General features: G+C 43.7%; 25 protein-coding genes. 16 read left to right on the forward strand and 9 right to left on the reverse strand.

All coding sequences use genetic code 11. The features are described 5' to 3' along the window. Positions 1 to 20 precede the first annotated feature (20 nt). Positions 21 to 557 (forward strand): redoxin domain-containing protein, encoded by a 537-nt coding sequence (locus MKX75_RS13825; protein WP_339170062.1) that lies wholly within the window; start codon positions 21 to 23, stop codon positions 555 to 557. 173 nt (positions 558 to 730) lie between these two features. Here the strand turns inward: MKX75_RS13825 and metE are convergent, their stop codons facing one another. Beyond that, the gene (gene metE / locus MKX75_RS13830) at positions 731 to 3,025 is read right to left on the reverse strand and encodes a 5-methyltetrahydropteroyltriglutamate--homocysteine S-methyltransferase (RefSeq protein ID WP_339170065.1); all 2,295 of its coding nucleotides are present in this window, start codon (positions 3,023 to 3,025) and stop codon (positions 731 to 733) included. A gap of 192 nt (positions 3,026 to 3,217) precedes the next feature. Here metE and MKX75_RS13835 point away from each other — a divergent pair, with 192 nt between their 5' ends. Then, positions 3,218 to 3,841, forward strand: a complete 624-nt coding sequence (locus MKX75_RS13835) for a hypothetical protein (protein ID WP_339170067.1) — start codon at positions 3,218 to 3,220, stop codon at positions 3,839 to 3,841. A gap of 85 nt (positions 3,842 to 3,926) precedes the next feature. Here the strand turns inward: MKX75_RS13835 and MKX75_RS13840 are convergent, their stop codons facing one another. Then, a complete protein-coding gene (locus MKX75_RS13840; RefSeq protein ID WP_339170068.1) occupies positions 3,927 to 4,592 on the reverse strand; it encodes an MBL fold metallo-hydrolase in 666 nt (221 codons plus the stop codon). Between the two features lie 206 nt (positions 4,593 to 4,798). Here MKX75_RS13840 and MKX75_RS13845 point away from each other — a divergent pair, with 206 nt between their 5' ends. Next, the gene (locus MKX75_RS13845) at positions 4,799 to 5,269 is read left to right on the forward strand and encodes a GNAT family N-acetyltransferase (RefSeq protein WP_062834343.1); all 471 of its coding nucleotides are present in this window, start codon (positions 4,799 to 4,801) and stop codon (positions 5,267 to 5,269) included. Between the two features lie 130 nt (positions 5,270 to 5,399). On the opposite strand, the gene MKX75_RS13850 is transcribed toward MKX75_RS13845, so the two are convergent. Then, a complete protein-coding gene (locus tag MKX75_RS13850) occupies positions 5,400 to 5,765 on the reverse strand; it encodes a helix-turn-helix domain-containing protein (RefSeq protein ID WP_339170469.1) in 366 nt (121 codons plus the stop codon). 105 nt (positions 5,766 to 5,870) lie between these two features. Here MKX75_RS13850 and MKX75_RS13855 point away from each other — a divergent pair, with 105 nt between their 5' ends. Next, entirely contained in the window at positions 5,871 to 6,728 is an 858-nt protein-coding gene (locus MKX75_RS13855) for an arginase family protein (RefSeq protein ID WP_339170070.1), read from the forward strand. A 145-nt stretch (positions 6,729 to 6,873) separates the two neighbouring features. Further along, entirely contained in the window at positions 6,874 to 8,052 is a 1,179-nt protein-coding gene (locus MKX75_RS13860) for an MFS transporter (protein WP_339170071.1), read from the forward strand. 85 nt (positions 8,053 to 8,137) lie between these two features. On the opposite strand, the gene MKX75_RS13865 is transcribed toward MKX75_RS13860, so the two are convergent. Next, positions 8,138 to 8,950, reverse strand: a complete 813-nt coding sequence (locus MKX75_RS13865; RefSeq protein WP_062834346.1) for an undecaprenyl-diphosphate phosphatase — start codon at positions 8,948 to 8,950, stop codon at positions 8,138 to 8,140. 210 nt (positions 8,951 to 9,160) lie between these two features. On the opposite strand from MKX75_RS13865, the gene MKX75_RS13870 reads away from it, so the two are divergent. From MKX75_RS13870 to MKX75_RS13890, 5 genes are all read left to right on the forward strand, one after another. Further along, entirely contained in the window at positions 9,161 to 10,189 is a 1,029-nt protein-coding gene (locus tag MKX75_RS13870) for an ABC transporter substrate-binding protein (RefSeq protein ID WP_339170072.1), read from the forward strand. 186 nt (positions 10,190 to 10,375) lie between these two features. Further along, a complete protein-coding gene (locus MKX75_RS13875; RefSeq protein ID WP_062834348.1) occupies positions 10,376 to 10,801 on the forward strand; it encodes a MarR family transcriptional regulator in 426 nt (141 codons plus the stop codon). Positions 10,802 to 10,938: 137 nt separating this feature from the next. Continuing rightward, positions 10,939 to 11,583: an SDR family oxidoreductase gene (locus tag MKX75_RS13880; RefSeq protein ID WP_339170073.1), complete on the forward strand. Its 645-nt coding sequence runs from the start codon at positions 10,939 to 10,941 to the stop codon at positions 11,581 to 11,583. Positions 11,584 to 11,633: 50 nt separating this feature from the next. Then, entirely contained in the window at positions 11,634 to 11,999 is a 366-nt protein-coding gene (locus MKX75_RS13885) for a rhodanese-like domain-containing protein (protein WP_339170075.1), read from the forward strand. 87 nt (positions 12,000 to 12,086) lie between these two features. After that, positions 12,087 to 13,109: an NADH:flavin oxidoreductase/NADH oxidase gene (locus tag MKX75_RS13890; protein WP_339170076.1), complete on the forward strand. Its 1,023-nt coding sequence runs from the start codon at positions 12,087 to 12,089 to the stop codon at positions 13,107 to 13,109. Positions 13,110 to 13,248: 139 nt separating this feature from the next. Here MKX75_RS13890 and MKX75_RS13895 read toward each other — a convergent pair whose 3' ends face one another. Further along, positions 13,249 to 14,172, reverse strand: a complete 924-nt coding sequence (locus tag MKX75_RS13895; RefSeq protein WP_339170077.1) for an AraC family transcriptional regulator — start codon at positions 14,170 to 14,172, stop codon at positions 13,249 to 13,251. 288 nt (positions 14,173 to 14,460) lie between these two features. Between MKX75_RS13895 and MKX75_RS13900 the strand changes: the two genes are divergently transcribed. After that, on the forward strand, positions 14,461 to 15,039 hold the full coding sequence (locus MKX75_RS13900) for a TetR/AcrR family transcriptional regulator (RefSeq protein WP_339170078.1): 579 nt from the start codon (positions 14,461 to 14,463) through the stop codon (positions 15,037 to 15,039). Positions 15,040 to 15,139: 100 nt separating this feature from the next. Here the strand turns inward: MKX75_RS13900 and MKX75_RS13905 are convergent, their stop codons facing one another. Beyond that, a complete protein-coding gene (locus MKX75_RS13905; protein WP_062834354.1) occupies positions 15,140 to 15,553 on the reverse strand; it encodes a MerR family transcriptional regulator in 414 nt (137 codons plus the stop codon). Between the two features lie 192 nt (positions 15,554 to 15,745). Here MKX75_RS13905 and MKX75_RS13910 point away from each other — a divergent pair, with 192 nt between their 5' ends. The 4 genes from MKX75_RS13910 (at position 15,746) to MKX75_RS13925 (ending at position 19,391) form a co-directional block, all read left to right on the forward strand. After that, the gene (locus MKX75_RS13910; protein ID WP_062834355.1) at positions 15,746 to 16,786 is read left to right on the forward strand and encodes an NAD(P)-dependent alcohol dehydrogenase; all 1,041 of its coding nucleotides are present in this window, start codon (positions 15,746 to 15,748) and stop codon (positions 16,784 to 16,786) included. Positions 16,787 to 16,963: 177 nt separating this feature from the next. After that, complete coding sequence (locus MKX75_RS13915) at positions 16,964 to 17,437, forward strand: HIT domain-containing protein (RefSeq protein WP_339170079.1); 474 nt, start codon at positions 16,964 to 16,966, stop codon at positions 17,435 to 17,437. Positions 17,438 to 17,542: 105 nt separating this feature from the next. Then, a complete protein-coding gene (locus MKX75_RS13920; protein ID WP_339170080.1) occupies positions 17,543 to 18,796 on the forward strand; it encodes a hypothetical protein in 1,254 nt (417 codons plus the stop codon). 223 nt (positions 18,797 to 19,019) lie between these two features. Next, on the forward strand, positions 19,020 to 19,391 hold the full coding sequence (locus tag MKX75_RS13925; RefSeq protein WP_264926087.1) for an iron chaperone: 372 nt from the start codon (positions 19,020 to 19,022) through the stop codon (positions 19,389 to 19,391). Between the two features lie 73 nt (positions 19,392 to 19,464). Here the strand turns inward: MKX75_RS13925 and MKX75_RS13930 are convergent, their stop codons facing one another. The 3 genes from MKX75_RS13930 to MKX75_RS13940 all read right to left on the reverse strand — a co-directional run bounded on the left by MKX75_RS13930 (position 19,465) and on the right by MKX75_RS13940 (position 22,048). Continuing rightward, positions 19,465 to 20,445 (reverse strand): aldo/keto reductase, encoded by a 981-nt coding sequence (locus MKX75_RS13930; protein WP_339170083.1) that lies wholly within the window; start codon positions 20,443 to 20,445, stop codon positions 19,465 to 19,467. Positions 20,446 to 20,702: 257 nt separating this feature from the next. Next, complete coding sequence (locus tag MKX75_RS13935; protein ID WP_339170086.1) at positions 20,703 to 21,584, reverse strand: NmrA family NAD(P)-binding protein; 882 nt, start codon at positions 21,582 to 21,584, stop codon at positions 20,703 to 20,705. 146 nt (positions 21,585 to 21,730) lie between these two features. Continuing rightward, positions 21,731 to 22,048 carry a helix-turn-helix domain-containing protein gene (locus MKX75_RS13940; protein WP_339170087.1) on the reverse strand — a complete coding sequence of 106 codons (318 nt, stop codon included), beginning with the start codon at positions 22,046 to 22,048 and terminating at the stop codon, positions 21,731 to 21,733. A gap of 366 nt (positions 22,049 to 22,414) precedes the next feature. Between MKX75_RS13940 and helD the strand changes: the two genes are divergently transcribed. Beyond that, a complete protein-coding gene (gene helD, locus MKX75_RS13945; protein WP_339170088.1) occupies positions 22,415 to 24,829 on the forward strand; it encodes an RNA polymerase recycling motor HelD in 2,415 nt (804 codons plus the stop codon).

The raw sequence follows: 24,829 nt of genomic DNA on the forward strand, positions 1-24,829 counted from the left end.
TGAGTTTATTGCAGAAGAAGATGAAGAGATTTAATAACAGACATATACTTACAATACTGATTGGCTTGGTTGCGTTGTTCACAGGTGTTTGGGCCGTTTTTGAAAATATGTCGACACCCGAGTCACGGCGAGGCAACACTATTCAAGCAGGTGCAGTAGCTCCTGAGTTCACAGCGGTTAATTCAGCAGGCGAACAAGTCAGACTGTCCGATTATCGAGGTAAAGCCGTCATGATTAACTTTTGGGCTTCATGGTGCACACCCTGTGTAAGGGAGATGCCGCTCGTTCACCAGATTGCTCAGGATTATCAGAACGACGTGGAAACCCTGTTTGTCAACGTGGGAGAATCGAAGGGCACGATCCGTGAGTTTATGGATAAGCAGGCGTTTGATTTTCCGGTCATTATTGACGTGACAGGCAATATATCAGGCATGTATCGGATTACAGGTTTACCGGCAACGATGGTTATTGATAAGGATGGGGAGTTCCGTCATATATTGCTCGGTGAACTGACCGAAGATACGCCGTTACAGCAATGGCTGGAAGAGAGTATCTAGTCGTAAGCGTTGGATGGTGAGAAAAGGGTAGGAACGCCTGAGATCGACCATGTTACAAGTGAGATGAATGTACGTTAAAAGTAACCAGATAAAGTAACCACATAAAAAGCCGGACACCCCTTAAACCTAGGGGGGGCCGGCTTTTCTTTGAAGCTATGCTGCTTCGCAGCCGATTACAATACAGCAGTTGAAGCGTGATTGGCACGGGCGATTCTAGTTGCATCAACCATGTTGCGCAGGGAAGCAACCGTTTCTTCCTGTCCACGGGTTTTCAATCCGCAGTCTGGGTTAATCCAGAACAGCTTCGGATCAAGAACACGCAGTGCACGTTCAATCATGCTGCTCATTTCATCCACACTCGGAACTCGTGGGCTATGGATATCATATACGCCAAGACCGATCCCAAGCTCATACGTATTTTCTTCAAAACTATGAATCAGTTCACCGTGACTACGGGATGTCTCAATGGAAATGACATCTGCATCCATAGCTTCAATGGAGTCAATCATGTCATGGAATTCGCAATAGCACATATGTGTATGAATTTGAGTCGTTTCGTGCACTGTGCAAGTAGAGATACGGAACGCTTTAACTGCCCAGGCCAGATAATCGGCTTGTTCATTTTCCTTCAGCGGAAGCCCTTCACGAACAGCTGGCTCATCCACCTGGATCATGCCAATGCCTGCCTGTTCAAGTGCTTCGACTTCCTGTCTCAACGCATACGCCAATTGATAAGCAATCTGCTCACGAGCAATGTCTTCGCGTACGAATGACCAGTTCATGATGGTAATCGGGCCAGTCAGCATGCCTTTGACAGGGCGCTCTGTCTGCGATTGGGCATATTTCGTTTCTTCCACTGTCATTTCACCAGTAAACGCAACATCACCGAAGATAATAGGTGGCTTCACGCAACGTGAACCGTACGATTGTACCCAGCCAAACTGTGTAAAGGCAAAACCGGCCAGTTTCTCGCCAAAGAATTCAACCATGTCTGTACGCTCAAACTCACCATGAACCAATACGTCAATTCCGATCTCTTCCTGAAGCTTAATCCAGATATCAATCTGCTCCCGGATGAAGGCGGCATATTGTTCGTTGTTCAACTCACCCTTGCGCCACAACTGACGTGCTTTTCTGACTTCAGCAGATTGCGGGAAACTACCAATCGTTGTAGTCGGGAAAAGTGGCAATTGCCATTTGGCCTGTTGGGCTTCATGACGCTCGGCAAAAGGACGGGAGCGCTCTGGCTGTTGAACACTGATGGAAGCAACGGCTTTCTGTACAGCGGTGCGGTTCCGATCTTCGGATTGTTGAAGCGCCTGAAGAGGAAGCTCTGCTTCGTTAATCTTAGCTGTAATCTCTGCACTTGGTGAGGATAAGGCTGTAGTCAAAAGAACAATCTCATCCAGCTTTTCATCTGCAAATGCAAGAGCATTTTTCAGTTCAGATGTAAGTTTTGCCTCACGTTCAGTTGTAACTGGCACATGCAGCAGGCTGCAGGACGATTGCACGATGATACGTTCAGGCGTCACGAACTCAGTCAATTCATTCAGCAAATTCAGTTTTGTTTGAAGGGAAGCTTTCCAGATCCCACGTCCATCAATAATACCTGCTCCGAGCACTTTGTCTGCCGGGAAACCGGATGTCCGAATAGATTGTGTGTTACCAGAGAGTCCATGCACAAAATCAAGTCCTACACCTTGAACTGGCAATGCCACGATGTCGCTGTAGTTTTCGACAGATTCAAAGTACGTTTGCAGCATGATATTCAGGCCTGGAACGGCTGCTGCAAATGTCTCATATATTTTATTCAGACGCTGTACGTCTTCATTGCTTAATTTGGTTACCAGAATAGGCTCGTCGATCTGCACCCACTGAACGCCTTCGTTCGCAAGTTCCTGAAGCAATTGAGTGTAGAGTGGAAGCAAGCGGTCCAACCAAGCGTCCGTCTCGGATTTATCATAGCCTTTGGAGAGCTTCAGGAAGGTTAGCGGTCCAACAATAACCGGTTTCCCTTCAATACCAAGTTTTTCTTTTGCTTCACGATAAGCGAGAAGTGGTTTGTTCTCCGTCAGAGTTGGGGAAGCCCCGTCCAGCTCGGGTACAATGTAGTGATAGTTGGTGTTGAACCATTTCGTCATTTCGCTTGCTGCGGCATCTTTCGTTCCCCGGGCAATACCATAATATACGGACAACGGAACGGAACCACCATCATAAGCAAATCGTTTAGGAATAATGCCGAACATCACGGCCGTATCCAGGATATGATCATAATAGCTGAAATCATTCACCGGAATGATGTCGATGCCTTTCGCTTGTTGCTTGCGCAAATGATCGATGCGAATCTCTTGCAAACGTGTGTGAAATTCTGTTTCCTCCAGCTTACCTGCCCAGAACGCTTCCAACGCTTTCTTCCATTCCCGATCAGCACCAATACGCGGATATCCCAATACACTACTTTTCGTCATCGCTTAAAACCCCTCTGCTTTTATGTTACACAAAATTTATCACAGATCCGGAGTTATAAAGTAATTCCATTAAATTATACCTAGTTATAGCCTTAGGCTATATAGAAGAGATCATTACGTTTGAAATAGACCCCACTAATGTTACAATGGTGAACTACGTTCATACGAATGATTGAAAGGAAGGCGGTACGCATGAATCTGTATCATATTCAGTCCAACGTGCACGGAATCAACAGAGTAGCATCATTTCTGGAGGATAATTACATTGGAATCGCTTGGTCAGGTACAGGGGATCTGGGGCACACGCCCCCTGAGCTATGGAAGGAACAGCTGGTTCAGAACGATAGCTTGGATGAGTCGGAATTGGCGAGCACACTTGCGACACTACATATGTTTGTTAATCTCATGCAGGATGGAGATTATGTATTAATTAGCGATGATGAATGGACGTATGTTGGGGATATCGGGGATTATTATTACGACGATTCCGCTGGTTCTGAAGAGGACTTGATCTGTCACCGTCGCGGAGTTACATGGTTGGGGCGTATTCCTCTCCCTGAGCTGAATGACAAAGTGCAGGCACTGCAAAATGACTCATCCATCCTTGCGAAGTTTGAGTATCCCATATCACAAGCACAGCTGGATCGCGGACTTGCAGTCAGCATAACGGCTGAAGCAACCAACCCACCCTCAACGAGGGTAGATGAAGCCACGATTCAAACAGCTCTCCATGTACTGAGAGAAGCGTTGCACAGTGAAGAAGAAGAGCTGAGAATTCGTGCGGCTACAGCCATTTTACAGTTCGCAAAACATTAAAACCATGCACAAGGATAGAGAATTGTAGTGGCTAACAGCGATCGGAAGGTTGTTCTGTCGTCGGAGTGTCCAGAGTAAATATTCGTTAGTTCATTTTATATAGCCCTGAGATCTGTTCATTCACATTCACATGGCTTCGTCCACCGTGGTAACAAATCACAGATGAAGTGTCGAATTCCATATATTTTTTCAAGGAGCCACGAGCCGTCTCGATATCGAGTGTGGTAGGGCCATGAACGCCGCCAAGTATGCCGTCGACACTGTACATTGAATCTCCAGCGATGAGCGTCTTGCTAGCCATCAAATAAAGACTGATATGTCCTGGCGTATGACCAGGTGTATGAATAACGCGAATGCCGCCGCAAAACGGCAGTTCCTGACCATCGATTACCGTTTCATCAACTTTGCCCTTTGGAGGGTACTCAAGGTGAGCGTCTTTGAGAAGAGGGAGCTGCCCCTCAATATACGGCTTATCCAGTTCATGTGCATATACCCTGACATGATCACCACACGCCTGCAAAATCTCGGGAAGACAGCCTATATGGTCCACATCCTGATGCGTCAAAATCACTGCCTTAAGTTGGATGATCGGCACGCCTACCTTTTCGAGTTCGGTACATAAATCGTCATATTGACCTGGGAAACCGGCATCGATTAACACAGCCATTTCTTCATCCCATATTAGAACAGGGTGAATTATATTCCCATCAAAATTAAGTTGAAGCATTTCTATGCTTTTTGAAATTTTCATCGTACCAAACCTCCGAGAGATAAAATTCATATACATCGTTGCTCATTACATTTCTTATGTAAACGAATAGAGACGGCGATAAGATACGCTCGGGTACTTATAGAAATATTCAATGAATGAGGGAATTGACGCTTGATGTTGGGAATGATAATTTATATATATTAATAAAACCAATAAGTCCAATAAGATAAAGGGGGGTATGTGGGATGACACATATCGTGCATGCAGCGGCTGAAGATATTCGAAGCGAGGATTCACTGCAATTGATCAAGGAGTTGAGCGAAGAACTCGGTTTGTTATATGGCGGTGATGGAACAGCGGGATTTCAACTATCAGACGTTGAAGTGCCACGGGCGGCCTTTATCGTTGCCAGAATCGACGGGTATCCGGTTGGTTGCGGAGCACTTAGGCCCCTTGATGAAACATCCGTTGAGGTTAAACGCATGTATACTCGCAGTGGCTACCGCCGTAAGGGGATTGCGCAGGCTATTTTGGCCGAGGCGGACCGTCTTGCAAGCGAACTTGGTTACACCAATCTCAAACTGCAAACAGGTCCACTACAGCCAGAAGCAGCAGCGCTGTATGAGCGCGTAGGGTATTATCGAATCCCTATTTTTAGTGGCGATTGGGACAGAGTGTTGGCCTACCAGAAAGATCTGGTACACGAAAAAGTATAATTCTACGAACGAATCACAGCTTCCATTCACTGAATGGAAAGAGGAGTATAAGATACAAGAAAAGTCGCCTATGGGCGACTTTTTTACGTTTTAACTTATCCAATTTCTCTATAGGGATAGACCCAAGATTTTAATTCTTTGCGGAATGAATGCTCGAAGGATCTTGATGTTGAACACCCCATTCGCATAGTCCTTCCAAAACGGGCAATAACGTCTCAGCTTTGGCGGTCAGTCGGTACTCCACTTTAGGAGGGACTTGGGGGTACTCTTTCCGTTCCACCATACCATCTGCTTCCAATTCTTTGAGCTGTGAGCTCAATGTTTTATACGTGATGGCGCCGATCTGCCTTTTTAGCTCATTGAAGCGGACTGGTGGGTTTTCTGCCAGCAGGTACATAATCACCATTTTCCATTTGCCACCAATAACGGACAACGTGTATCCAAAAGGGGTATCTTGAATGTTCTTCACTTTACCGTGGTATTCAGCCATACTCATCATTCACACTATCCTTCCGGGTAGTACCTATCCTAAAAGACCGTACTATTTATTTGTTTGGGCTCAGTTTATACTAACCTTACTTTGAAGTAAAGGAGATTTACCATGACTCAAAAAACAATACGTCTGCTTATGCCACAATGGCAAGGTGGGGATAATCCTAACTACTCTTTTGGAGCGGAGCTGCTTGCATGGCTTGCACCTGACAATGATCAACCTCTTATTCATGTTCCTGTTGAGGCTTATGATGGAACATCTCTGGTAAGCGAGAACGGGATAAAAGGCAGAGCACAGCTGCTTCAGCAATTGCAGGCTGCCCAGCATATTATTCAAGCTCACCAGCCCGATCGCATTGTCATGTTTGGCGGTGACTGCTTGGTTGAACAAGCCCCGTTTGCTTATTTAAATGAACGATATGGCGGAGAACTTGGTTTGATATGGATTGATGCACATGGTGATCTGGTTAGATACGAGGGCTATGACAACGGTCATACTTTACCGCTTGGGAACCTTCTTCGGGAAGGCGATCCGGAGTTTGCTAAACATGTGAGTGTCCCCCTGAAGCCTGAAAATATCTTCATGGCCGGGTTGACGACCCCCACGGAACAGGAAACCGAAGTGATTCAAAGATTGGGTATCCGAACGGCTGGAACCGAAGAGTTAACTCATGGCATGGATTCGATTAAGAAGTGGATTAAAGAGACTGGTATCAAACATCTGGCTATTCATCTTGATCTGGATGTGCTTGATCCGAACATGTTCCGTTCATTGTTATTCGCCAAACCAGGGGAACCTTATTTGTTTTCACCAGCGGGAACCATGCAATTACCTCACTTGCTTCATCTGATCAAAGAACTGTCTGAAGAAACAGATGTAGTTGGATTAGGGATAACTGAACATCTGCCGTGGGATGCCATTAACTTGAAAAATTTGCTGGGAGAAATACCTATCCTGAACCAGTGATATAAGTTATAAGTCGCCAGAATATATCAGAATACTGATATAAGGAGTCAAAATATAGGAAGATTACAGATAGAAATATCAATATTATTATATGGGTGGTTCGACGAGAATCAGAAATTAAACAAACTGAGGAGAGTACACCCAGATGGTCACGTTATTGTTAATTATTATCTATCTCGCATTTATAGGACTGGGATTGCCAGATGCTTTACTTGGCAGTGCCTGGTCCGTTATGAAAAATGATATACATGCGACAACGGAAATGGCAGGTTACATATCGTTAATTATTTCATTTAGTACCGTCGTGTCCAGTCTCCTAGCCAGCCGATTGTTACACCGATTCGGAACAGGTAAAGTCACATTATTCAGCATCCTCTCAACAACGATCGCGCTGTTGGGGTTCTCAATCTCTGAGAATTTTGTGTTTTTACTGATTCTGGCGATCCCTCTTGGTCTGGGTGCAGGTTCGGTGGATGCAGCACTAAGTAATTATGTAGCATTGCATTTCAAGGCCAAGCATATGAACTGGTTGCATTGTTTCTGGGGAATTGGCGCAGTGACAGGCCCACTCGTTATGGCATATTGGCTGAATCAAGCAAACAACTGGCGTGCGGGATATGTTACTGTGGGGTTGATTTTGCTTGGGATTGCGTTGATCTTATTGTCAACGTTGTCTCTTTGGAAGATCTTCGAGAAGGGAAGAGTAGAGGAGTCAGGCGATGAGAAGAAACGGGTGAGCAACCGTGAGGCAATAAGCATCCCCGGCGTGAAAATGTCGATGCTGGCCATGCTTTGTTACAACGGCTCGGAAACTGCAGCCGGTCTGTGGATGGCTTCATTCTTCATCGGAAGCAAAGGCGTTTCTCCAGGTACTGCCGCAGCACTATCCTCCCTATTTTTCATTGGCATTATCTTGGGACGCGTAATCTCAGGTTTTCTATCGACTCATGTATCCAGCAAAAATCTCATCAGATATGGTGGAATCGTTGGCTGCTTCGGATTGGTTCTCCTGGTTATGCCGATTCCTTATTGGATTGCCGCAGGGGCTTTATTTATCGTGGGATTGGGCGGAGCACCGATCTATCCAAGTATCGTTCATGCGACACCGGAACGCTTCGGAGAGAAAGCATCCCCAAGTGTAATTGGACTTGAAATGGCCAGTGCCTATACAGGTTCAACACTGATCCCGTTAGGTATGGGGCTCCTAGCCAGCCAATGGGGAATGTCCATGGTACCCCTGATCCTGCTGATTCTGTTCAGTGTCATGTTCGCGGCTACAGAGCTGGTTAACAGAAGCAATAAGGCTACGCGTCTGACCATCTAGCTCTTGCTATGGGTCATTTAGGCTCTGCCACTATACAACAAAGGAACAACCATCGCTGGTTGTTCCTTTTGGTGTGTGGACTTTTTTATAAGAAGATCAGTAACAATGTACCTGCTACAAAACAGTAATACGAAAAGTATTTCAGGTTGCCTTTGGCCATAATGCCCATAAACCATCTCATGGAGAAATAGGTGACGAAGAGCGTCGTTATAAATGCGATCAGATAAGGGATCGCCAGCTGTGATCGATTCGGATCATTGGCGATGTCGGATACCCCCATGATGAGTCCACCAATACTTATGGGAATGTACAGCATAAAGGAGAATTTCAAAGCTGTTTCCTGTTTCATGCCGACAGCGATGGACGCAATTACAGTTGCCCCTGAGCGGCTAATGCCCGGAATAAGAGCGACCGCCTGAGCCAGACCCACCAACAATGCATCTTTCGTAGACAGATCGCCATCCTGCTTACGACCACGAAGATTACGAATCAACCATAAGGCAACCCCGGTGATCAATAGCGCGATGGAAACGGTATATACGGACGAGAAGATTTCTTCAATCCGATCCTTGAACAGGACCGCAACGACAGCAGCAGGGATCGTACCAATAATTATGTATAAGCAAAACATGAAGTCTGCTCGATATTCTTCTTTACGAGTACGCAGGTAACCAAGTGCTCCAATAATCAACTTTTTGATATCTTCCCGGAAAATAAAAATAATAGCGATAAGCGATGCCGTGTTTGTTAGAATTTCAAATGACAATCCATTCTGCTTGATGCCCATGAGTTTCTGAGCGATGATCAGATGACCACTTGAGGAGACGGGGATTGGCTCCGTCGCACCTTGAACAATACCTAAAAACAAATACTTTAACCACAATATAATCTCTTCCATGTTTTCCTCCTTGAATACGTTTCATTGGCTTTTTAATACTCTCTTTTTTAGAAAAAGTGAATGGTATACTCTATTGATGATAGCTGTTTAACTTGGTGACTTGCAAGTTAGAGTTCATAGAGGGAGTAAAATAAACATTGCTTGTCAAATCCTGCATAGCATGATATCGTTGATAACGATTATCAATATCAACGAAGAGGTGGGTTTATTTTGCGTAAACAGAGAAAACCAATATGGATCATTATGGCACTCATATTGCTTCTAGTACTTAGTGCATGTGGTCAGGCTGCCACGACGAATAGTACAACCGGGGACAACACGAGTGCAGCTGCTGAGACAGGAACCAAGACGGACTCGGATTCAGCTTCTTCCTCTGATGAAGCGGCAACCGGCGAAGAGGAACTCGTTACATATCAATCGGATGCAGGCGAAGTACAGGTGCCCAAAAATCCAAAACGTATTATTGATTTAACATCATTCTCGACAGGGTACTTTGTTGCCTTGGATGCACCGGTAGTCGGCGCTTTATCCGGAGCGATGAACAACAAGTATATCAAGGACCAACTTGCAGCAGCAGGCACCAGCGATCTGGGTGAAGAGCCTACCCCAGAAAAGCTAATCAGCTTAAAACCCGATCTCTTTATCGTGTACACTGGCACAGAGGGCATCGATAAGCTGGAGCAGATTGCACCTGTCGTACAGATTACATTTGGTAAGCGCGATTTCAAGGATCTCATGCTCGAGATGGGTAAGCTCACCAATAGAGAAGACGCAGCTAAAGCTTGGAATACGAAATGGGAAGCGAAGATCAATGAACTGAAGCCTCAGGTTCAGGAAGCTGTAGGCGATCGCACGGTTTCCATCCTGAATCCGTATGCCAAAGGATTATATGTATTCGGTCATAACTATGGTCGAGGCGGTGAAATTATTTACGGGGAGTTTGGTCTCAAAGCACCAGCCAAGGCCCAAGCTGAAGCAATTGACAGCGGAACTGGATGGGCTTCGATCTCCATGGAACTATTACCGGAGTATTCGGGTGATATCATCTTTACCAGCCCGTGGTCCGGAGATACAAACGATCCCAAGATCGTGTATGATAATGCATTATGGAAGAACTTGCCTGCGGTGAAGGCAAATCATGTGTTCCAGCTTGATCCAACTTCAGATTCGTATAACGATCCGTTAACGTTGGAAGGTCAGCTGCAGTTTATTTCCGATAGCCTGCTTTCGGCGAAGTAATATAGGACTGCATAGATGGTAGTACGGAGCATTTCCAAACGTCGTTACAAGACGGGGAAATGCTCTTTTTTATGAGTGAGTTATTTTATATAGGTCGATCATGGATGGATTTTGACCAATTTAATTAAGCTTGATACAATAAGATAACGGTAGACGAATATTTAAAATCAAGTGGGGTGATTTAGCTTGCAACAAAAAAGTGAACGTTTGAATGTATGGTTGTCTTTGTCTAACATTCATACCCATCTGAACGAGAAGTTGGAACAAGCCCTTCTTCAAGAATATAACTTATCTTTGAAGGAATTTTATGTTTTAAACTTTATATTTAATGCCGAGGGTAAGGAATTACGCCTACAGCAACTACAAGAACTGGTGGGGTTGAGCCAAAGTGCTACATCAAGGCTTGTCGTAAGGATGGAAGCCAAAGATTGTGGGGCTCTGGAAAGACACACTTGTGAAGATGATCGGCGTGGCATTTACACTCGTATTACAGAGCTTGGAGAGAATAAATACAAGAAAGCAATTCAAACGTTTAATCAGGTCTTGCAAACTGAATTGGAACAGGATGGATTTGAGACTCGATTAGAGAACCTCACGAAAGAATTGTTCTAAGGCTAGGGTGAATATAGGGTAATGTATTAATTTACCCTATAGGAAGACTTGACACTCATTCATATATCCGTTAAATTAAATGCATGCGCATGCTTTTATTGTGGATGCGGTGATTCATTTATAAGGAGGCATTGAATATGAAGGTGTTCGTCGTGGGATCTAATGGACAAATTGGTCAACAGCTTATCCAGCTTTTGAAGAATAGTGAAGAGCACACCGTTCTTGCCATGGTACGAAAACAAGAACAGGCAGACCAATTGGCAACACAGGGTGTGGAAACGGTGCTTGCCGACTTGGAAGGTACGGTTGACTCCATTGCGGATGCTGCAATGGGTAGTGATGCAATCGTATTTGCAGCCGGATCTGGCGGTACAACGGGGCATGACAAAACACTCCTGATTGATCTGGATGGTGCCGGGAAAACCATTGAAGCGGCTCAAAAAGCAGGTATTGATCGATTTATCATGGTCAGTGCAATCCAGGCCAATAACCGTGCAAACTGGCATGATAACATCCTGCCGTACTATGCGGCGAAGCACTATGCTGACAAAGTGTTGGAACTTAGCGGATTAACCTACACGATTATACGTCCGGGGATTTTAAAGAATGAACCAGGAACCGGGAAAATATCTGCTGCTGCGAATATCACATCCGGTAACATTGCTCGTGAAGACGTAGCTCATGTGATTATGGCTAGTTTGAGTGAGAAGAATACCTATAATCGTTCATTTGATCTAATCGCTGGTGAGATTGCATTACCTGAGGCACTGAGTAGACTCTGATCCAGAATGAAAGTTTCTACGATATCAGTAGAGATAAGTGAGGACTTTAAATGATGGGATTCATGCTTTTGTCCTTCATATTAGTTTTTTTCATCGCTGTTCGTCCATTTTGGCCGCTGCCTAATCTTAAACGTATAGATTATGAAGAGTTTCTCAGACAACAGAGTGTTTATCGGCAATATAAGGTGATCGATATCCGGGATGCAACAGATTACTGGGCTGATCCTACTCCGGATACCATTAACATTTCACTGGGTCGTCTTGCTTTTACATGGGAAAAATACCTACTACGAGAAGATAACGTTATCATTATGTCTCCTGGTATACTCCAATCCAAAAAGGCTGCACGTATATTGCGAAAGCGTGGGTTTAAATGTCTTTATGTGATGAAGTACAAGGTTGATGTGATTTCATGAAATATACAGGAATATTAATAATCGAAATTTTGATGCTTGCGCATGCATTATAATTAGTTTGCTATATGAAAAGGAGAGTTTATTTTGATGACAGATTTGTTTAGTCCATATTCTTTTAAAGGTTTAGAGCTTAAAAACCGGGTTGTAATGGCTCCAATGTGTCAATATTCAGTAGATCAAAAAGATGGTATAGCAACAGATTGGCATTACATGCACTACGTTAGTCGTGCTGTGGGAGGAACAGGTCTCATTATTATTGAAATGACAGATGTGGAGCCGGATGGCCGCATTTCAGATTTTGATCTTGGACTATGGTCGGATGAACAGATCCCGGCTCTGAAGCGGATCGTCGATGCGTGTCACAGTTATGGTGCCAAGGTGGGTATCCAGATTGCTCATGCGGGCCGCAAAGCAGAAGATGCTGAAGTTCCAGTAGCTCCGTCCGCGATCGCCTTTGATGAGAATTCCAAGCAACCTAGAGCGCTCACAACGGATGAGGTTAAAGGAATGGTTGAAAAATTCCGGAGTGCTATAGCTCGTGCTGTAAAAGCGGGATTTGATGCGATTGAGATTCATGGTGCACATGGTTATTTGATTCATCAATTCCATTCTCCACTAACGAACAAGCGCGAAGACGAATACGGTCAAGATTTAACGTTATTTGGCCGGGAGATTATTCAGGCTGCGAAGACAGAGATGCCCAAAGACATGCCTTTGATGATGCGTATTTCAGCCAAAGAATATGTAGAAGGTGGCTATGGCATTAACGAAAGTTCCGAGTTTGCCAAAGCTTATAAAGAGGCAGGCGTCGACGTATTTGACATCTCATCTGGTGGTGAGGGACCTATTGCTGCATGGGGAAGACCAGGAACTCATGCGGCATATCAAGTACCTCTCGCTAAAGCAATCAAAGATGCTCTTGATGTGCCCGTGATTGCTGTTGGAAGACTTGATGATCCTACGTTGGCGAATGCAGTGATTGGAAATGAAGAAGCCGATCTCGTTGCAGTCGGCAGAGGTCTGTTAAGAAATCCTTACTGGGTCTTGGAAGCTGCGTCTGCTTTGCGCAAGGCAACGGACGTTCCAAAACAATATACGACTGGTTTTTAATGTATTAACAATTTCATGTTAATGATTTAACGATCTTCATTAATCCATGGTTAAGAAAGGACTCCTCTGACAAAAAAGAAGGAGTCCTTTTTGTGGTTAAACTAGATGAGGTATAGGAAAGATATTAACCAGTAACCCGTCAAGAGATGGTAGTCGTTTCATCGGCTCTGCCTCTCAAGCGTTTAATATCTTCTCTGGGCGGATATCCGAACATGCGAGAATACTCACGACTGAATTGGGAAGGGCTCTCGTAACCTACCTGAAATGCTACATCTGCTGCATCGGTGGACTTGGATAATAACAAGCGCCGAGCTTCTTGCAGCCTCAGTTGTTTTTGAAACTGAATTGGACTCATGGCAGTCACTTCTTTAAAGTGTCTGTGCAGCGAAGCAGTACTCATATTCGCCAAATCCGCCAGATCCTCAACTCGGAAATTTTGATCAGAGTGATTCATAATATATTCAATAACGTCTCTGATTCGATAGGTGTGGCTGCCCTCCATGGTAGCTTGTTCCAGAGCAATCCCATGTGGACCCTTCAGAACTTTATAGAGAATTTCCTTTTTGAACAAAGGGGCGAGTAGTGGGATATCTTCCGAATGATCTTCCAACAAACGGGCCAACCTGACGACTGCATCCAGCAGAGACGGCTCAGCTTGGCTGACAAACATCGCTCTTCTTGTCGTTTGCCGCGGCCTTGCTGGGAAATCGGAATGGTTCAATACCTCCAGAATCTCACTGGATGTGAATTCAAGTTTCAGGGCCAGATAGGGAGCCTCAGAGGAGGCTTGAATCACTTGTCCACTAACCGGCAAGTCAACGGTTGCCACGATATAACTTCCTGGGCCATATCGGAAACGATCCTGTCCCAGCAAGACCTCTTTCTCACCCTGTACGATAATGCAGAAGGATGGTTCATTTACTCTAAATATAGGTTCAGTAACGACCGATTCACGGATTAGAAATAATGAAGGGATTGCAGTCGAGTGCACCCCATCCTTGTGAGAATAACGGTCAATGCGTCTGGCTAATTCGTCCTGATGTTCGTGTATTCGATCAGACATACATAGTTCTCCTTTTTCAACACAACATAATAAATCATATTCTATCGTACATTGACGCATGGTGGTAGAAAACGGATAGGAATAGGCAAACATTTGATGTGAATGGATAAGATACTGATTGCTGGTCGCATATTCACAAGCACACAGGTCATGATATACAACAAGTACACAAGTTATACTCTTACGGATCAGCTAATACATGATCAGATGAGAATGAAAAGAGGTATCTGCACTTTTTATTTACTGATCGTTCCCAATGTGTTAGATTAATTTTGGGAGGGAAGTCGAATGGCTAGAAGTAAAGAGTTTGAAGTGAACGAAGTATTGGATAAAGCAATGAAGATTTTCTGGGAACAAGGTTATGAGAAGACATCGATGAGTGACCTAGTCGAGCATATGGGCATTCATCGCAGAAGTATATATGATACGTTTGACGATAAACATACGCTGTTTTTACAGGCTATGGATCGTTATAGCGGCAAGATCAGCGCCACATTACTCGCAGAAATCAAAGCATCCAAGACGGCAGTGGAAGCACTGCATAAAATTTTTGATGTTATGATCAGTGAAGCAGAGGATACACCATCGGGCTGTTTGATCGTGAACTCGGCGGTGGAGCTAGGCACACGTGATCCGGACGTGGACACCCGATCTCTTGAATCGTTTAGCGAAGCTGAGCGAATGTTCGAGCAGATTATCCAATGGGGACAGCGGGAGGGAGAATTCTCCTCTGATCATGATGTGAAGGAAATGGCAGAGTACCTGCACAATATTTCCGTCGGCATAAGAGCAATGGGAAGAACTTCGATGGATAAAGAAAAATTAAACCGGATTATCGATGTATCGATAAAACTTTTGGAGAAATGATGAGCAGTTACGTACCACAAAAAAGCAGCTTGAAATCCGTCAGTGGACTTCAAGCTGCTTTTTTTGTGCGCCAATTTTTTAGAAGAAAAAGCATAACCCATCAATTGGTGATGGCATTTTCTATCGGTTTAATTTTGTGAATCTCTTCGGTTCCAGCTTCCAAAGCCGTTTCGTAGTAGGAGCATTTGTGCTCAATGACTTCCATGGTTCTTCTTAATTCCTCCATTTGTGCTTCCACAATCGCTTTTCGCTCCGTAAACATGTCATACCTTTGCTTCAGCGTGGAGTCCCCTTCAGAACACCATTCAATGAAGTCCTTAATGTCTTTGATAGGCATCCCAGTCAGCTTCAGACATTGAATTATTTTTAGAAAATCAATGTCGGAGTCTTTAAACAAGCGTGTTCCACTCGTGGTTCGTTCTACAAAAGGCATGAGTCCTTCCTTGTCGTAGTAACGCAATGTATATACCGTAAGGTCTAATTTTTTGGCAACTTCACCGATTGAATAGGTCATTTAGAATGAATTCCTTTCTACTAGGGGTAGACTTCGAGTTAACTCTAGGATTGATCCGAGTGAATTCTACCATGCTGCATAACTGCATGTCAAAGTACATCGAAGATAAAAAAATAAGATAAACATTTGACCTAGAGTTAACTAGAGGGGGTAAGATTATTTTGAACTTTAAATTACTAGGAGGTTATACCATTGATTATAGCTAAAGCCAGAGCCGTTGACGGACCAGACCAACAATTCAAAAGTGCTGAAATTAAACGACGTGATCTGGATACCAATGATGTATTAATCGAGATTAAATATGCGGGTATCTGCCATTCTGACATCCATACTGCCCACGGTGAATGGGGCCCTGTGAATTATCCACTCGTTCCTGGACACGAAATTGCCGGGATTGTAACCGATGTAGGAACTGGAGTCTCCAAATACAAGGTCGGTGACCGAGTAGGGGTCGGATGTATGGTGGACTCTTGTGGTGAATGTGTTAACTGTCGCAAAGGTGAAGAGCAATACTGTCTCAAAGGAAATATTCAAACTTACGCTGGCGTAGACAAATACGGTGAGCATACGCAAGGTGGATATTCAACTCATATTGTTGTCGTAGAGGATTTCGTCGTTCGCATCCCTGATAACATTGCACTTGATGCTGCTGCACCTTTGCTGTGTGCCGGTATTACGACGTATTCACCACTTCATCACTGGGGAGCTGGCCCAGGTAAGAAGGTAGCCGTTGTAGGTATGGGTGGTCTAGGTCATATGGCTGTCAAAATCGCACATGCGATGGGTGCGGAAGTAACGGTTCTCTCCCAATCCTTGAGCAAAAAAGAAGATGGACTGCAATTTGGTGCAGATCACTACTTTGCCACAAGCGAACCGGAAACATTCGAGAAACTTGCAGGCACATTTGATCTGATGATCAACACAGTAAGTGCGAATATTGATATTAACGCTTATTTCTCACTGCTCACACTTGATGGTACACTCGTGAACGTGGGTGCTCCTGCTGAGCCACTAGCCGTAAACGTATTTTCTCTTATCGGCCATCGCCGTTCATTCGCAGGTTCCATGATTGGTGGCATCCGTGAGACGCAGGAAATGCTCGATTTCTGTGCAGAACATAATATTGCTCCTAACATTGAGGTTATCTCCGCTGACCAGATTGACGAAGCTTACAAACGTGTACTGGCTTCCGACGTAAAATATCGCTTTGTTATCGATAACAGCACAATGTAATTGTGAAGTGTGATTATGGATAGTTATAGATAGAAGAAAGCAGCTGCCGCCAAGGTCAGCTGCTTTTTTGTTTTGTTCATTGCTGTTCGTTTTACGACCCACCATCTTATCGCAACGAACAGAAGATACCTGCGTCTAATAACTTGAAGAAAACGTGAAAGGAGTGGAATGAGAAAGATGACAGCATCATTTTCACATCAGCCCGAAGGGTACGAATGTCCATTTTGTCGGATTTGGGGTATTGAGCGACCAGATGAGGGAACAAAACAAAGAGATATCATCTACCAGAATGAAAAGGTAACGGCATTTATAGCAGGCAAATGGTGGCCAAACAATAAAGGACATGTTCTTGTTGTCCCTAATCAACATTTCGAGAACATCTTTGAACTCCCAGCGGAGTACGCTGTTGAAATTCACCGCGCGGCTCAGCTCACAGCATTTGCAATGAAAAGTACATATGGATGCGATGGGATTTCGACGCGGCAACATAATGAACCTGCTGGTAATCAAGATGTGTGGCATTATCATCTGCATGTTTACCCCAGATACGTGAACGATCAACTTTATCTGACCAATGGTTCCCAGTCCGATCCAGATGAACGCTCGCTCTATGCGGATAAGTTGCGTTCTTGGATAAAGGAAAACATTTAAGGTCTAGAAGGAGATGAATCTGAGATCCTATGTTATATTTGATCAGAAGTAAGCTACATTAGGATATTCTTTGTAACGAAAAAATCATAAGATAAGAGAAGGGCTGTGCCGGTATTGAAAGGTAAGATATCTAACAGATTTCTAGCAATTTTCGTAGTTTTAACTTTGTATTTAGGTAGCACAAATCAGATGTATGCAGAATTTACCGAATTAAGCTTAGAGGAGCACGGAGGGCTACAGCAAGAATGGGTACATACTCTTCCTAAAGAATTTAATTATCTGAACTTTGAACTAGGATACAATCCTCAAGACAGTATAAACCACGCTGCTCAGCTGGTCATGCTAAACCCGGGTACTTTGTCTGGTAATAACTTCGGCCTATACACGATAAATAATAAGACAGGGAAAATTGCCTGGGCGTACGACATTAAAAATAAAGTGAAAAATTTTTACCCTTTGAATCACGCTTGGTTCTATAACGAGAGCGGCAGTATATTCTATCAGTATTCTACGAATCACGGGAAAACGTTTAACATTCTTAGTTTGGATTCGAAAGGAAAGCGTTTATTCGAGAAGAAGGATTTAAGTTTCTCAAATATCTATCCTTATAAAAGCGGAATCGTTCTACAACAAACAGATTATCTTAAAAATCAGTCTCGTTTTATCACATTAAATTCCAAAGGAATAACGACAAGCGAAACTGTGTTAGGTTATAAAACTGAAGTACTGACTTCTGGTTATGTACTCCATTTTGTAGGTGAGAATAAAATCGAGGTTTTCAAAGATGTAACCTCTTTGAAAAAGCCATTATTTACGTTTAACTCCAAAAAGTTTGGTGGATTCTACGATGCGGGTTATCATCAATTAAGTGGCGGTACATTAATTGTAGAATATGCAAGATCCAATTCATATGGTGGACAGAAATTAATGGCTTATGGAGTTAATGGTAAACTCAAATGGGAAACCGTGCTTGATAGAAACATGAACATTTCTATGCATTCAACCGGAAGTAAACTATTAATCGATAACAAATCTGAACACAGAATCACTTTATATGATCATAACTTCAAAAAGCTGTTTTCTCGTGCGTATGAAGGAGAGCTTAATTTTAATGGTTTTATGAGCTCCTACCGAAACGATAGCTATATTGAGTATACAAGCTTTGGAACCATTGATGACAAATGGGGAGAGAGGTATACCTTAATGAAAGATAATGGAGACATAATACTTAGTAAATACTTTGTTTTAGATGATGTGCATAAGAGTAACTTTGCTTATGACTCGTCCGAAAATGTGGTCTATCGCACCATGGTTAGCGACTACCGATATAATCTGATTAAATACAAGGTAACAAAATAATAGTTGTAGTACCGTTGATAATAACAATCAACGGTTTTTTATATTCTATGAAGGTTCACTATTTATTTGGATGTAGGTTTGCAATTCATTAAAGAGAACATTGTTATCACATATTCTTTTTGCATTGAAGCAACCGGTAGGGGGTTATGAATTTGATATTCATGATAGAATGAGATGGAATTGGGCAAAATAAGTAGCATATTTCTTGTTATAGGGGGAACTAATGGAGACCTTTGCAGAATTTATAGCACGCATTGATAACCCGGAACACCAGGCGCGAACGGAAGAAGTCTTGAACTGGATTACTGAAAAATTCCCGAATTTAAAGCAAAAAATAGCCTGGAACCAACCGATGTTTACCGACCATGAGACCTTTATCATTGGCTTTAGTGTATCCAAGCAACATTTGGCCGTTGCTCCCGAGAAGGCAGGAATTATTCGTTTTTCGGAAGAGATCACGCAGGCGGGGTATGATCATACCAAAGAGTTGGTGCGGATGAAGTGGAAACAGGAGATTGATTTTTCGTTACTTGAGCGAATGATTGAATTTAATATAGCGGATAAGGCAGAATGTTCAACGTTTTGGCGCAAATAAATCGCGATATAAAAAGAAGACCCCCAACTTCCGAGTGCGGAAAGGGGGTCTTCTACATTTTAAGCAAAAGCGATTATTGAGCACCTACAACAGGGTGAGGTACATAGGGCTCTTCAAGGAATGTAACCTCTTCTGAAGTCAACTTAACGGAAAGAGCGCCTACCGCATCTTCCAGATGCGATAATTTGGTGGCACCGATAATAGGAGACGCTACAGTCTCTTTTTGTAGCAACCACGCAAGTGCAATGTGTGTGCGAGGGACACCGTATTTTTCTGCAATGGATGCAACTCGTTCAACAACAAGTCGATCTGCATCACTGGTCGCATTGTACTTGGATTTCTGAATTTGGTCTGTCTCGGATCGAAGCGTGGATACGGACCAGTCACGGGTTAACCTGCCTGAAGCAAGAGGACTGTAGGGAGTTATACCAATCTTCTCTTCCTTGCATAAAGGCAACATTTCTCGTTCCTCTTCACGATAGATGAGGTTCAAGTGGTTCTGCATGGAGACAAACTTGGTCCAACCATTTTTCTCTGCTACATGTAATGCTTTTTGGAACTGCCAAGCGAACATGGCTGAAGCCCCAATATATCTTACTTTACCGGACTTCACCACATCATGTAAGGCTTCCATGGTTTCTTCAATAGGCGTATTGTAGTCCCAACGATGAATGATATACAGATCCACATAATCGGTTTCCAATCGTTTCAGGCTTTTATCGATCTCACTCAGGATGGCTTTTCTGGAAAGGCCAGAACCGTTGGGTCCTTGATGCATTTGTCCGTGTACTTTGGTTGCAATCACAACCTCATCCCGATTCGCGTAATCCTTTAACGCCCGACCAAGATACTCCTCGCTAGTACCCAGAGAGTATATATTGGCTGTATCGAAGAAATTAATGCCTAGATCCAACGCTTTTTTGATCACGGGACGAGAGTCTTCTTCATTCAGTACCCATTCATGAACCCATTTACTGGCATCCCCAAATCCCATACATCCCAGGCAAAATCGAGATACGTCCAAGCCTGTGTTACCAAGTTTAGTATATTCCATGTTATGTTCAAATCCTTTCTAATGTTTATTATTACCACCTGTATGGTGATCTATTTACACATTATTATGTCATAACCAATGAACTAACCTGTACCACATTTCTATCAAACTTTTGCCTAATCCTATCACAATCTCTGAATCTGAATCAGTTGAGTCTATTGAAGTTCTTATATAAAAGAACAAGCCATTCGTTTCTCCATTGGAGATTCAAATGGCTTGTTCATGAATAGCAGGCGAGAGGGGATATCCAATTAAAATTATTGTTTAATCATTGTTTGATGAATCCAATCACTTGTCTTGGTTAATTTAAGATTGGCTTTGATATTATCGTCCAACTCTTCATACCGGGGAAGAAGATCGGTATGCCCATCGATCCATTGGTACAATCCTTTTAGACCTGCTGCTGTCTCACTTCCCAACAAAGGCTGAATCGCTGCTTCAAAATGATCAAAAGGTAGAGACATGAAGCTGATCTCTTCACCTAATTCAGCACTGAATTGTTCCGCTAATTGTGTACCTGTCAGGGCTTCTAATCCGGGTGCTGGGATGATGCTTCCTGCCAATTCCGAATGAGTCAGGGCATAATAGTGGAATTGAGCAGCATCATTTAAGCTAATCCAGGAGATCGGCTTGTCTGCTGGTACAGGGTAGGCCAAAACGCCATTGTTCAGTATTCCGGGAATCAGGAAGTTTTCCAAGTATACAATGGGTTCCACAATGATATATGGAAGACCACTTTGCTGCAATTCATGGATAACTTCACGTTTCAATTCGATTCCCTTGGAATGGGTGATAGGTTCAGGAACATAGGTACCGGTGTTAACTACAATTAATTTAACGTTTGCCTGTATAGCAGCATCAATTGCATTTTTGGTATATTGTCTGATCTTATCCGAATTGAACTCCACCGGCAGGTTTAGGAATACTTTACTTACACCTTCATGCGCTGCATGGAGCTGTTCCACATCTGATAAATCCCCGATGAAAGCTTCAATGTTTTGTTCCTTTAGTGTTTTGGCTGTTTCCTCATTTCGAGTGATTGTGCGAACCTCACAACCGTTTTGAACGAGTAATTGAGCGACAGCGCCGCCTTGGGAGCCCGAAGCTCCATATACTAAAAATCGATCATTCTGTGTCATAGTGGTCAATAACTTCCTTTCAATATGTGATTGGAATGGATGAGTTAGCACTCAGCATTGACCTCAGCATAACGGATTTAGAATAGGAGGGTAAGTACGCACATTAATGATATAAAGTATCCCTTGAGATACTATGGGAAGGCGTTTTACATATGTTTTGCTCCCCAATCACCTAACTGAAACAAGATCGAAGTCAGACTTTGTCCTTTTTCTGTCAGGGAATATTCAACTTTAGGCGGAACGACAGGGTGAGTAACACGGTTTATCAAACCGGCTTCTTCAAGTTCTCGTAATTGCCTGGTTAACGTACGATGCGTAATGGGGTCAAGCATTTTCTGCAATTCATTGAATCGAATTGTTGAATGGCGGATAAGCCGATTTATAATTAATAACTTCCATTTCCCACCAATCATATTGACTGCAAACTCAACAGGACACCGGTCCTCCGCAGGTTCTATATTCATATTTATGTATCCCTCCCAAAAGCATCAACTCATGTTTCATGTTTCGTTCATTTTATCGAATTTATAAAGGGGTGTATAGCTTACAGCGCATTCAGGGTATGAACCATGCCCAGGACAAAAAAAGATGCCCCCAGTGTAGCTCGAGGGACACCTAATATAATATAAATTATTGTTCAATTCAGACAGAGAAGAAAAAAGAATTGAACGTGAAAAAAAGCCATGATATAATCTATAGCGCAATTGACATTTCCATTAAATATAAAGGGTGAATCATTATTTCTCCTAATTTAATTTTACATCCGACATTGCGATTTGTCAATGCTCTTTTTTTGGTCCTAATAAATGGAAAAGGGAGTGGACTTATTCATGGATAAAACAAACGAATGGAAGTTGGAAGAGGAAAGACTAGTGCAGGTGAGGAACAAACTTCAGGCACGACTCGACGAGTTGGAGCCGAAGGTTGCCGGACTGCATGAACAGGCTGCCGAAATTCGTAAACGCTTCTGGGAAGAAGTGACGATTAACACGGGCTCGTATACGGATTTTGAAGATGCATTCTATACCATTAATCAGCAGTCCAGAGTGTTGGCCGAGAGGGAGCGCGGGCACAAGCTGTTAACACAACAATGGAAAAATACAAAGAGACTGCTTCCGACGCCGTACTTTGGTCGCTTCGACTATAAGGAAAAAGGCATGACATTTACTGAACAGATCTACATTGGCGTATCATCTTTCATGGATGAGGATGGATTGAACTTTCTAATCTATGACTGGAGAACGCCAATTGCGAGTCTGTACTATGATCACTCTCCCGGGCCAGCAGGCTATGACACACCTTCAGGACGAATTGAGGGCAAGATGGAGCTCAAGCGTCAATTCCAGATCCAGCATGGGCAGCTTCATAGCATGTTTGATTCTACTGAGACAATTGGTGACGAATTGTTGCAGCAAGTGCTCGCCAAAGGTGCAGACTCACAAATGAAGAGCATTGTAGCAACCATTCAGAAGGAACAAAACGCCATTATCCGTGATGACCGAAGCCGCATGCTTATCGTTCAAGGGGCAGCTGGCAGTGGCAAGACATCAGCTGCGTTACAGCGAGTCGCCTACTTACTTTATAAACATCGCCAGACTGTCAAAGCAGATCAGATAGTGCTTTTCTCGCCAAATCCGATGTTTACCAGTTATATCTCGACCGTACTCCCGGAACTTGGGGAAGAGAACATGCAGCAGACGACTTTTCAGGAATATCTGAACTATTGGTTGGATTCCTCCTTACGACTAGAGGATGCCTTTGATCAGATTGAATATGTGCTGACAGCCCAAGAAGATCCAGGTTATGACGCTCGTCTCGAGGCGATCAAGTACAAAGCTTCCGAGACATTCCTGCAAGTGCTCCAAAACTACGGCACGTGGCTGGGGCGGGAGGGCATGCGGTTCAATGGCATTCAATTTCGGAGACGTGAATTCATCAGTTCAGACCAAATCAAGACCCAATTTTACAGTTTAGATCAAAATCTTACCTTGTCCAACCGTATTCTTCTTTTGCAGGAATGGTTGTTGAGAGAACTCGTGACGTTGGAACGATTGGAGCGGGAAGCAGACTGGGTTCAGGAAGAATTGAACTATCTGGACACGGATGAGTACGTGGAAGCTTTCGGCATGCTGCACAAAGAAAAGCCTGTGTTTGATGTAGCGGAAAAATATGCAGCCCGCGAGAACGGAAATAACAAGGCAGGGCAAGATGAAGGTGCCTTTAACTTTGCAGTGCGGGAAGAGGAGCTGCTTCGTCAGAAACTGGTGAAAGACATGTTTAAACCGTTAAGAAAGAGTGTGCGGAAATTCCAGTTCGTGGATGTGAAAGGCATATATGAACAACTCTTTGCGGATGAAGCCACATATAGGGAACAGACGAACGGGGCAATCCCCCCGCAGCATTGGCCTGAGATTTGTAAACAGACCAAGGCAATGATTCTCCAGAACAAGCTGTTCCATGAGGATGCTACTCCTTATTTATATGTAAAAGAGATGATCGAAGGCGTCCGGACGAATACGGAGATTCGTTATGTCTTCGTGGATGAGGGCCAGGATTATTCGGCGTTTCAGTATGAATATCTCAAAAAGCTGTTTCCTCGTGCCCGCATGACCGTGCTGGGGGATTTCGGGCAAGCGATCTTTATGCAGGCTACGGATTTGGCAGCATCCAACTCGCCACTAGTTCACCTTTACGGAGAAGCTGAAACTACATTGATACGCCTGGTACGCAGTTATCGTTCAACCAGAGAGATTGTTGAATTCACCAAATGCATGCTACCAGGGGGAGAAGAGATCAGGCCGTTTGAAAGGGGAGATCGGAAGCCTCTTTTAACAAGACTGAAGGACGATAAGCTGCGTAGTGCGCAGATTCTCGCAGACATCGCCTCGCTTAAGGCGGAGGGGTTCGATTCCATCGCTGTGATTACGAAGACTGCGGCTGAAAGCCATGACGCCTATGAAAGTTTACGAAGTCAAGGCGGCGAAGGGTTACAGCTCATAACAAAGGACACACAGATTTTTGAAAAAGGAATCATGGTTATTCCTGTGTACCTCGCCAAAGGCGTTGAGTTCGATGCTGTCCTGGTCTATGATGCTTCACCCGAAGACTACAGCCAGGAATATGATCGCAAGCTTCTGTATACAGCATGCACACGGGCCATGCACCGACTTCATCTATATAGTACTAGCGAGTGGTCACCTTTTGTGCAGGCGTTGCCTGCGAATCTGTATGACATAAAATCATAA

This window comes from Paenibacillus sp. FSL R5-0341, assembly GCF_037975235.1.
Taxonomy (GTDB): domain Bacteria; phylum Bacillota; class Bacilli; order Paenibacillales; family Paenibacillaceae; genus Paenibacillus; species Paenibacillus amylolyticus_A.

Excerpts from the sequence above, each read along its gene's own strand:
- MKX75_RS13865 (WP_062834346.1), bottom strand. The coding sequence starts at position 8,950 with ATGGAAGAGATTATATTGTGGTTAAAGTATTTGTTTTTAGGTATTGTT.
- MKX75_RS13905 (WP_062834354.1), bottom strand. The coding sequence starts at position 15,553 with ATGACCTATTCAATCGGTGAAGTTGCCAAAAAATTAGACCTTACGGTA.
- MKX75_RS13925 (WP_264926087.1), top strand. The coding sequence starts at position 19,020 with ATGGAGACCTTTGCAGAATTTATAGCACGCATTGATAACCCGGAACAC.
- helD (WP_339170088.1), top strand. The coding sequence starts at position 22,415 with ATGGATAAAACAAACGAATGGAAGTTGGAAGAGGAAAGACTAGTGCAG.
- MKX75_RS13845 (WP_062834343.1), top strand. The coding sequence starts at position 4,799 with ATGACACATATCGTGCATGCAGCGGCTGAAGATATTCGAAGCGAGGAT.
- MKX75_RS13915 (WP_339170079.1), top strand. The coding sequence starts at position 16,964 with ATGACAGCATCATTTTCACATCAGCCCGAAGGGTACGAATGTCCATTT.
- MKX75_RS13940 (WP_339170087.1), bottom strand. The coding sequence starts at position 22,048 with ATGAATATAGAACCTGCGGAGGACCGGTGTCCTGTTGAGTTTGCAGTC.
- MKX75_RS13935 (WP_339170086.1), bottom strand. The coding sequence starts at position 21,584 with ATGACACAGAATGATCGATTTTTAGTATATGGAGCTTCGGGCTCCCAA.
- MKX75_RS13885 (WP_339170075.1), top strand. The coding sequence starts at position 11,634 with ATGATGGGATTCATGCTTTTGTCCTTCATATTAGTTTTTTTCATCGCT.
- MKX75_RS13825 (WP_339170062.1), top strand. The coding sequence starts at position 21 with ATGAAGAGATTTAATAACAGACATATACTTACAATACTGATTGGCTTG.
- MKX75_RS13855 (WP_339170070.1), top strand. The coding sequence starts at position 5,871 with ATGACTCAAAAAACAATACGTCTGCTTATGCCACAATGGCAAGGTGGG.
- MKX75_RS13900 (WP_339170078.1), top strand. The coding sequence starts at position 14,461 with ATGGCTAGAAGTAAAGAGTTTGAAGTGAACGAAGTATTGGATAAAGCA.
- MKX75_RS13895 (WP_339170077.1), bottom strand. The coding sequence starts at position 14,172 with ATGTCTGATCGAATACACGAACATCAGGACGAATTAGCCAGACGCATT.
- MKX75_RS13840 (WP_339170068.1), bottom strand. The coding sequence starts at position 4,592 with ATGAAAATTTCAAAAAGCATAGAAATGCTTCAACTTAATTTTGATGGG.
- metE (WP_339170065.1), bottom strand. The coding sequence starts at position 3,025 with ATGACGAAAAGTAGTGTATTGGGATATCCGCGTATTGGTGCTGATCGG.
- MKX75_RS13860 (WP_339170071.1), top strand. The coding sequence starts at position 6,874 with ATGGTCACGTTATTGTTAATTATTATCTATCTCGCATTTATAGGACTG.
- MKX75_RS13835 (WP_339170067.1), top strand. The coding sequence starts at position 3,218 with ATGAATCTGTATCATATTCAGTCCAACGTGCACGGAATCAACAGAGTA.
- MKX75_RS13930 (WP_339170083.1), bottom strand. The coding sequence starts at position 20,445 with ATGGAATATACTAAACTTGGTAACACAGGCTTGGACGTATCTCGATTT.
- MKX75_RS13890 (WP_339170076.1), top strand. The coding sequence starts at position 12,087 with ATGACAGATTTGTTTAGTCCATATTCTTTTAAAGGTTTAGAGCTTAAA.
- MKX75_RS13880 (WP_339170073.1), top strand. The coding sequence starts at position 10,939 with ATGAAGGTGTTCGTCGTGGGATCTAATGGACAAATTGGTCAACAGCTT.
- MKX75_RS13850 (WP_339170469.1), bottom strand. The coding sequence starts at position 5,765 with ATGAGTATGGCTGAATACCACGGTAAAGTGAAGAACATTCAAGATACC.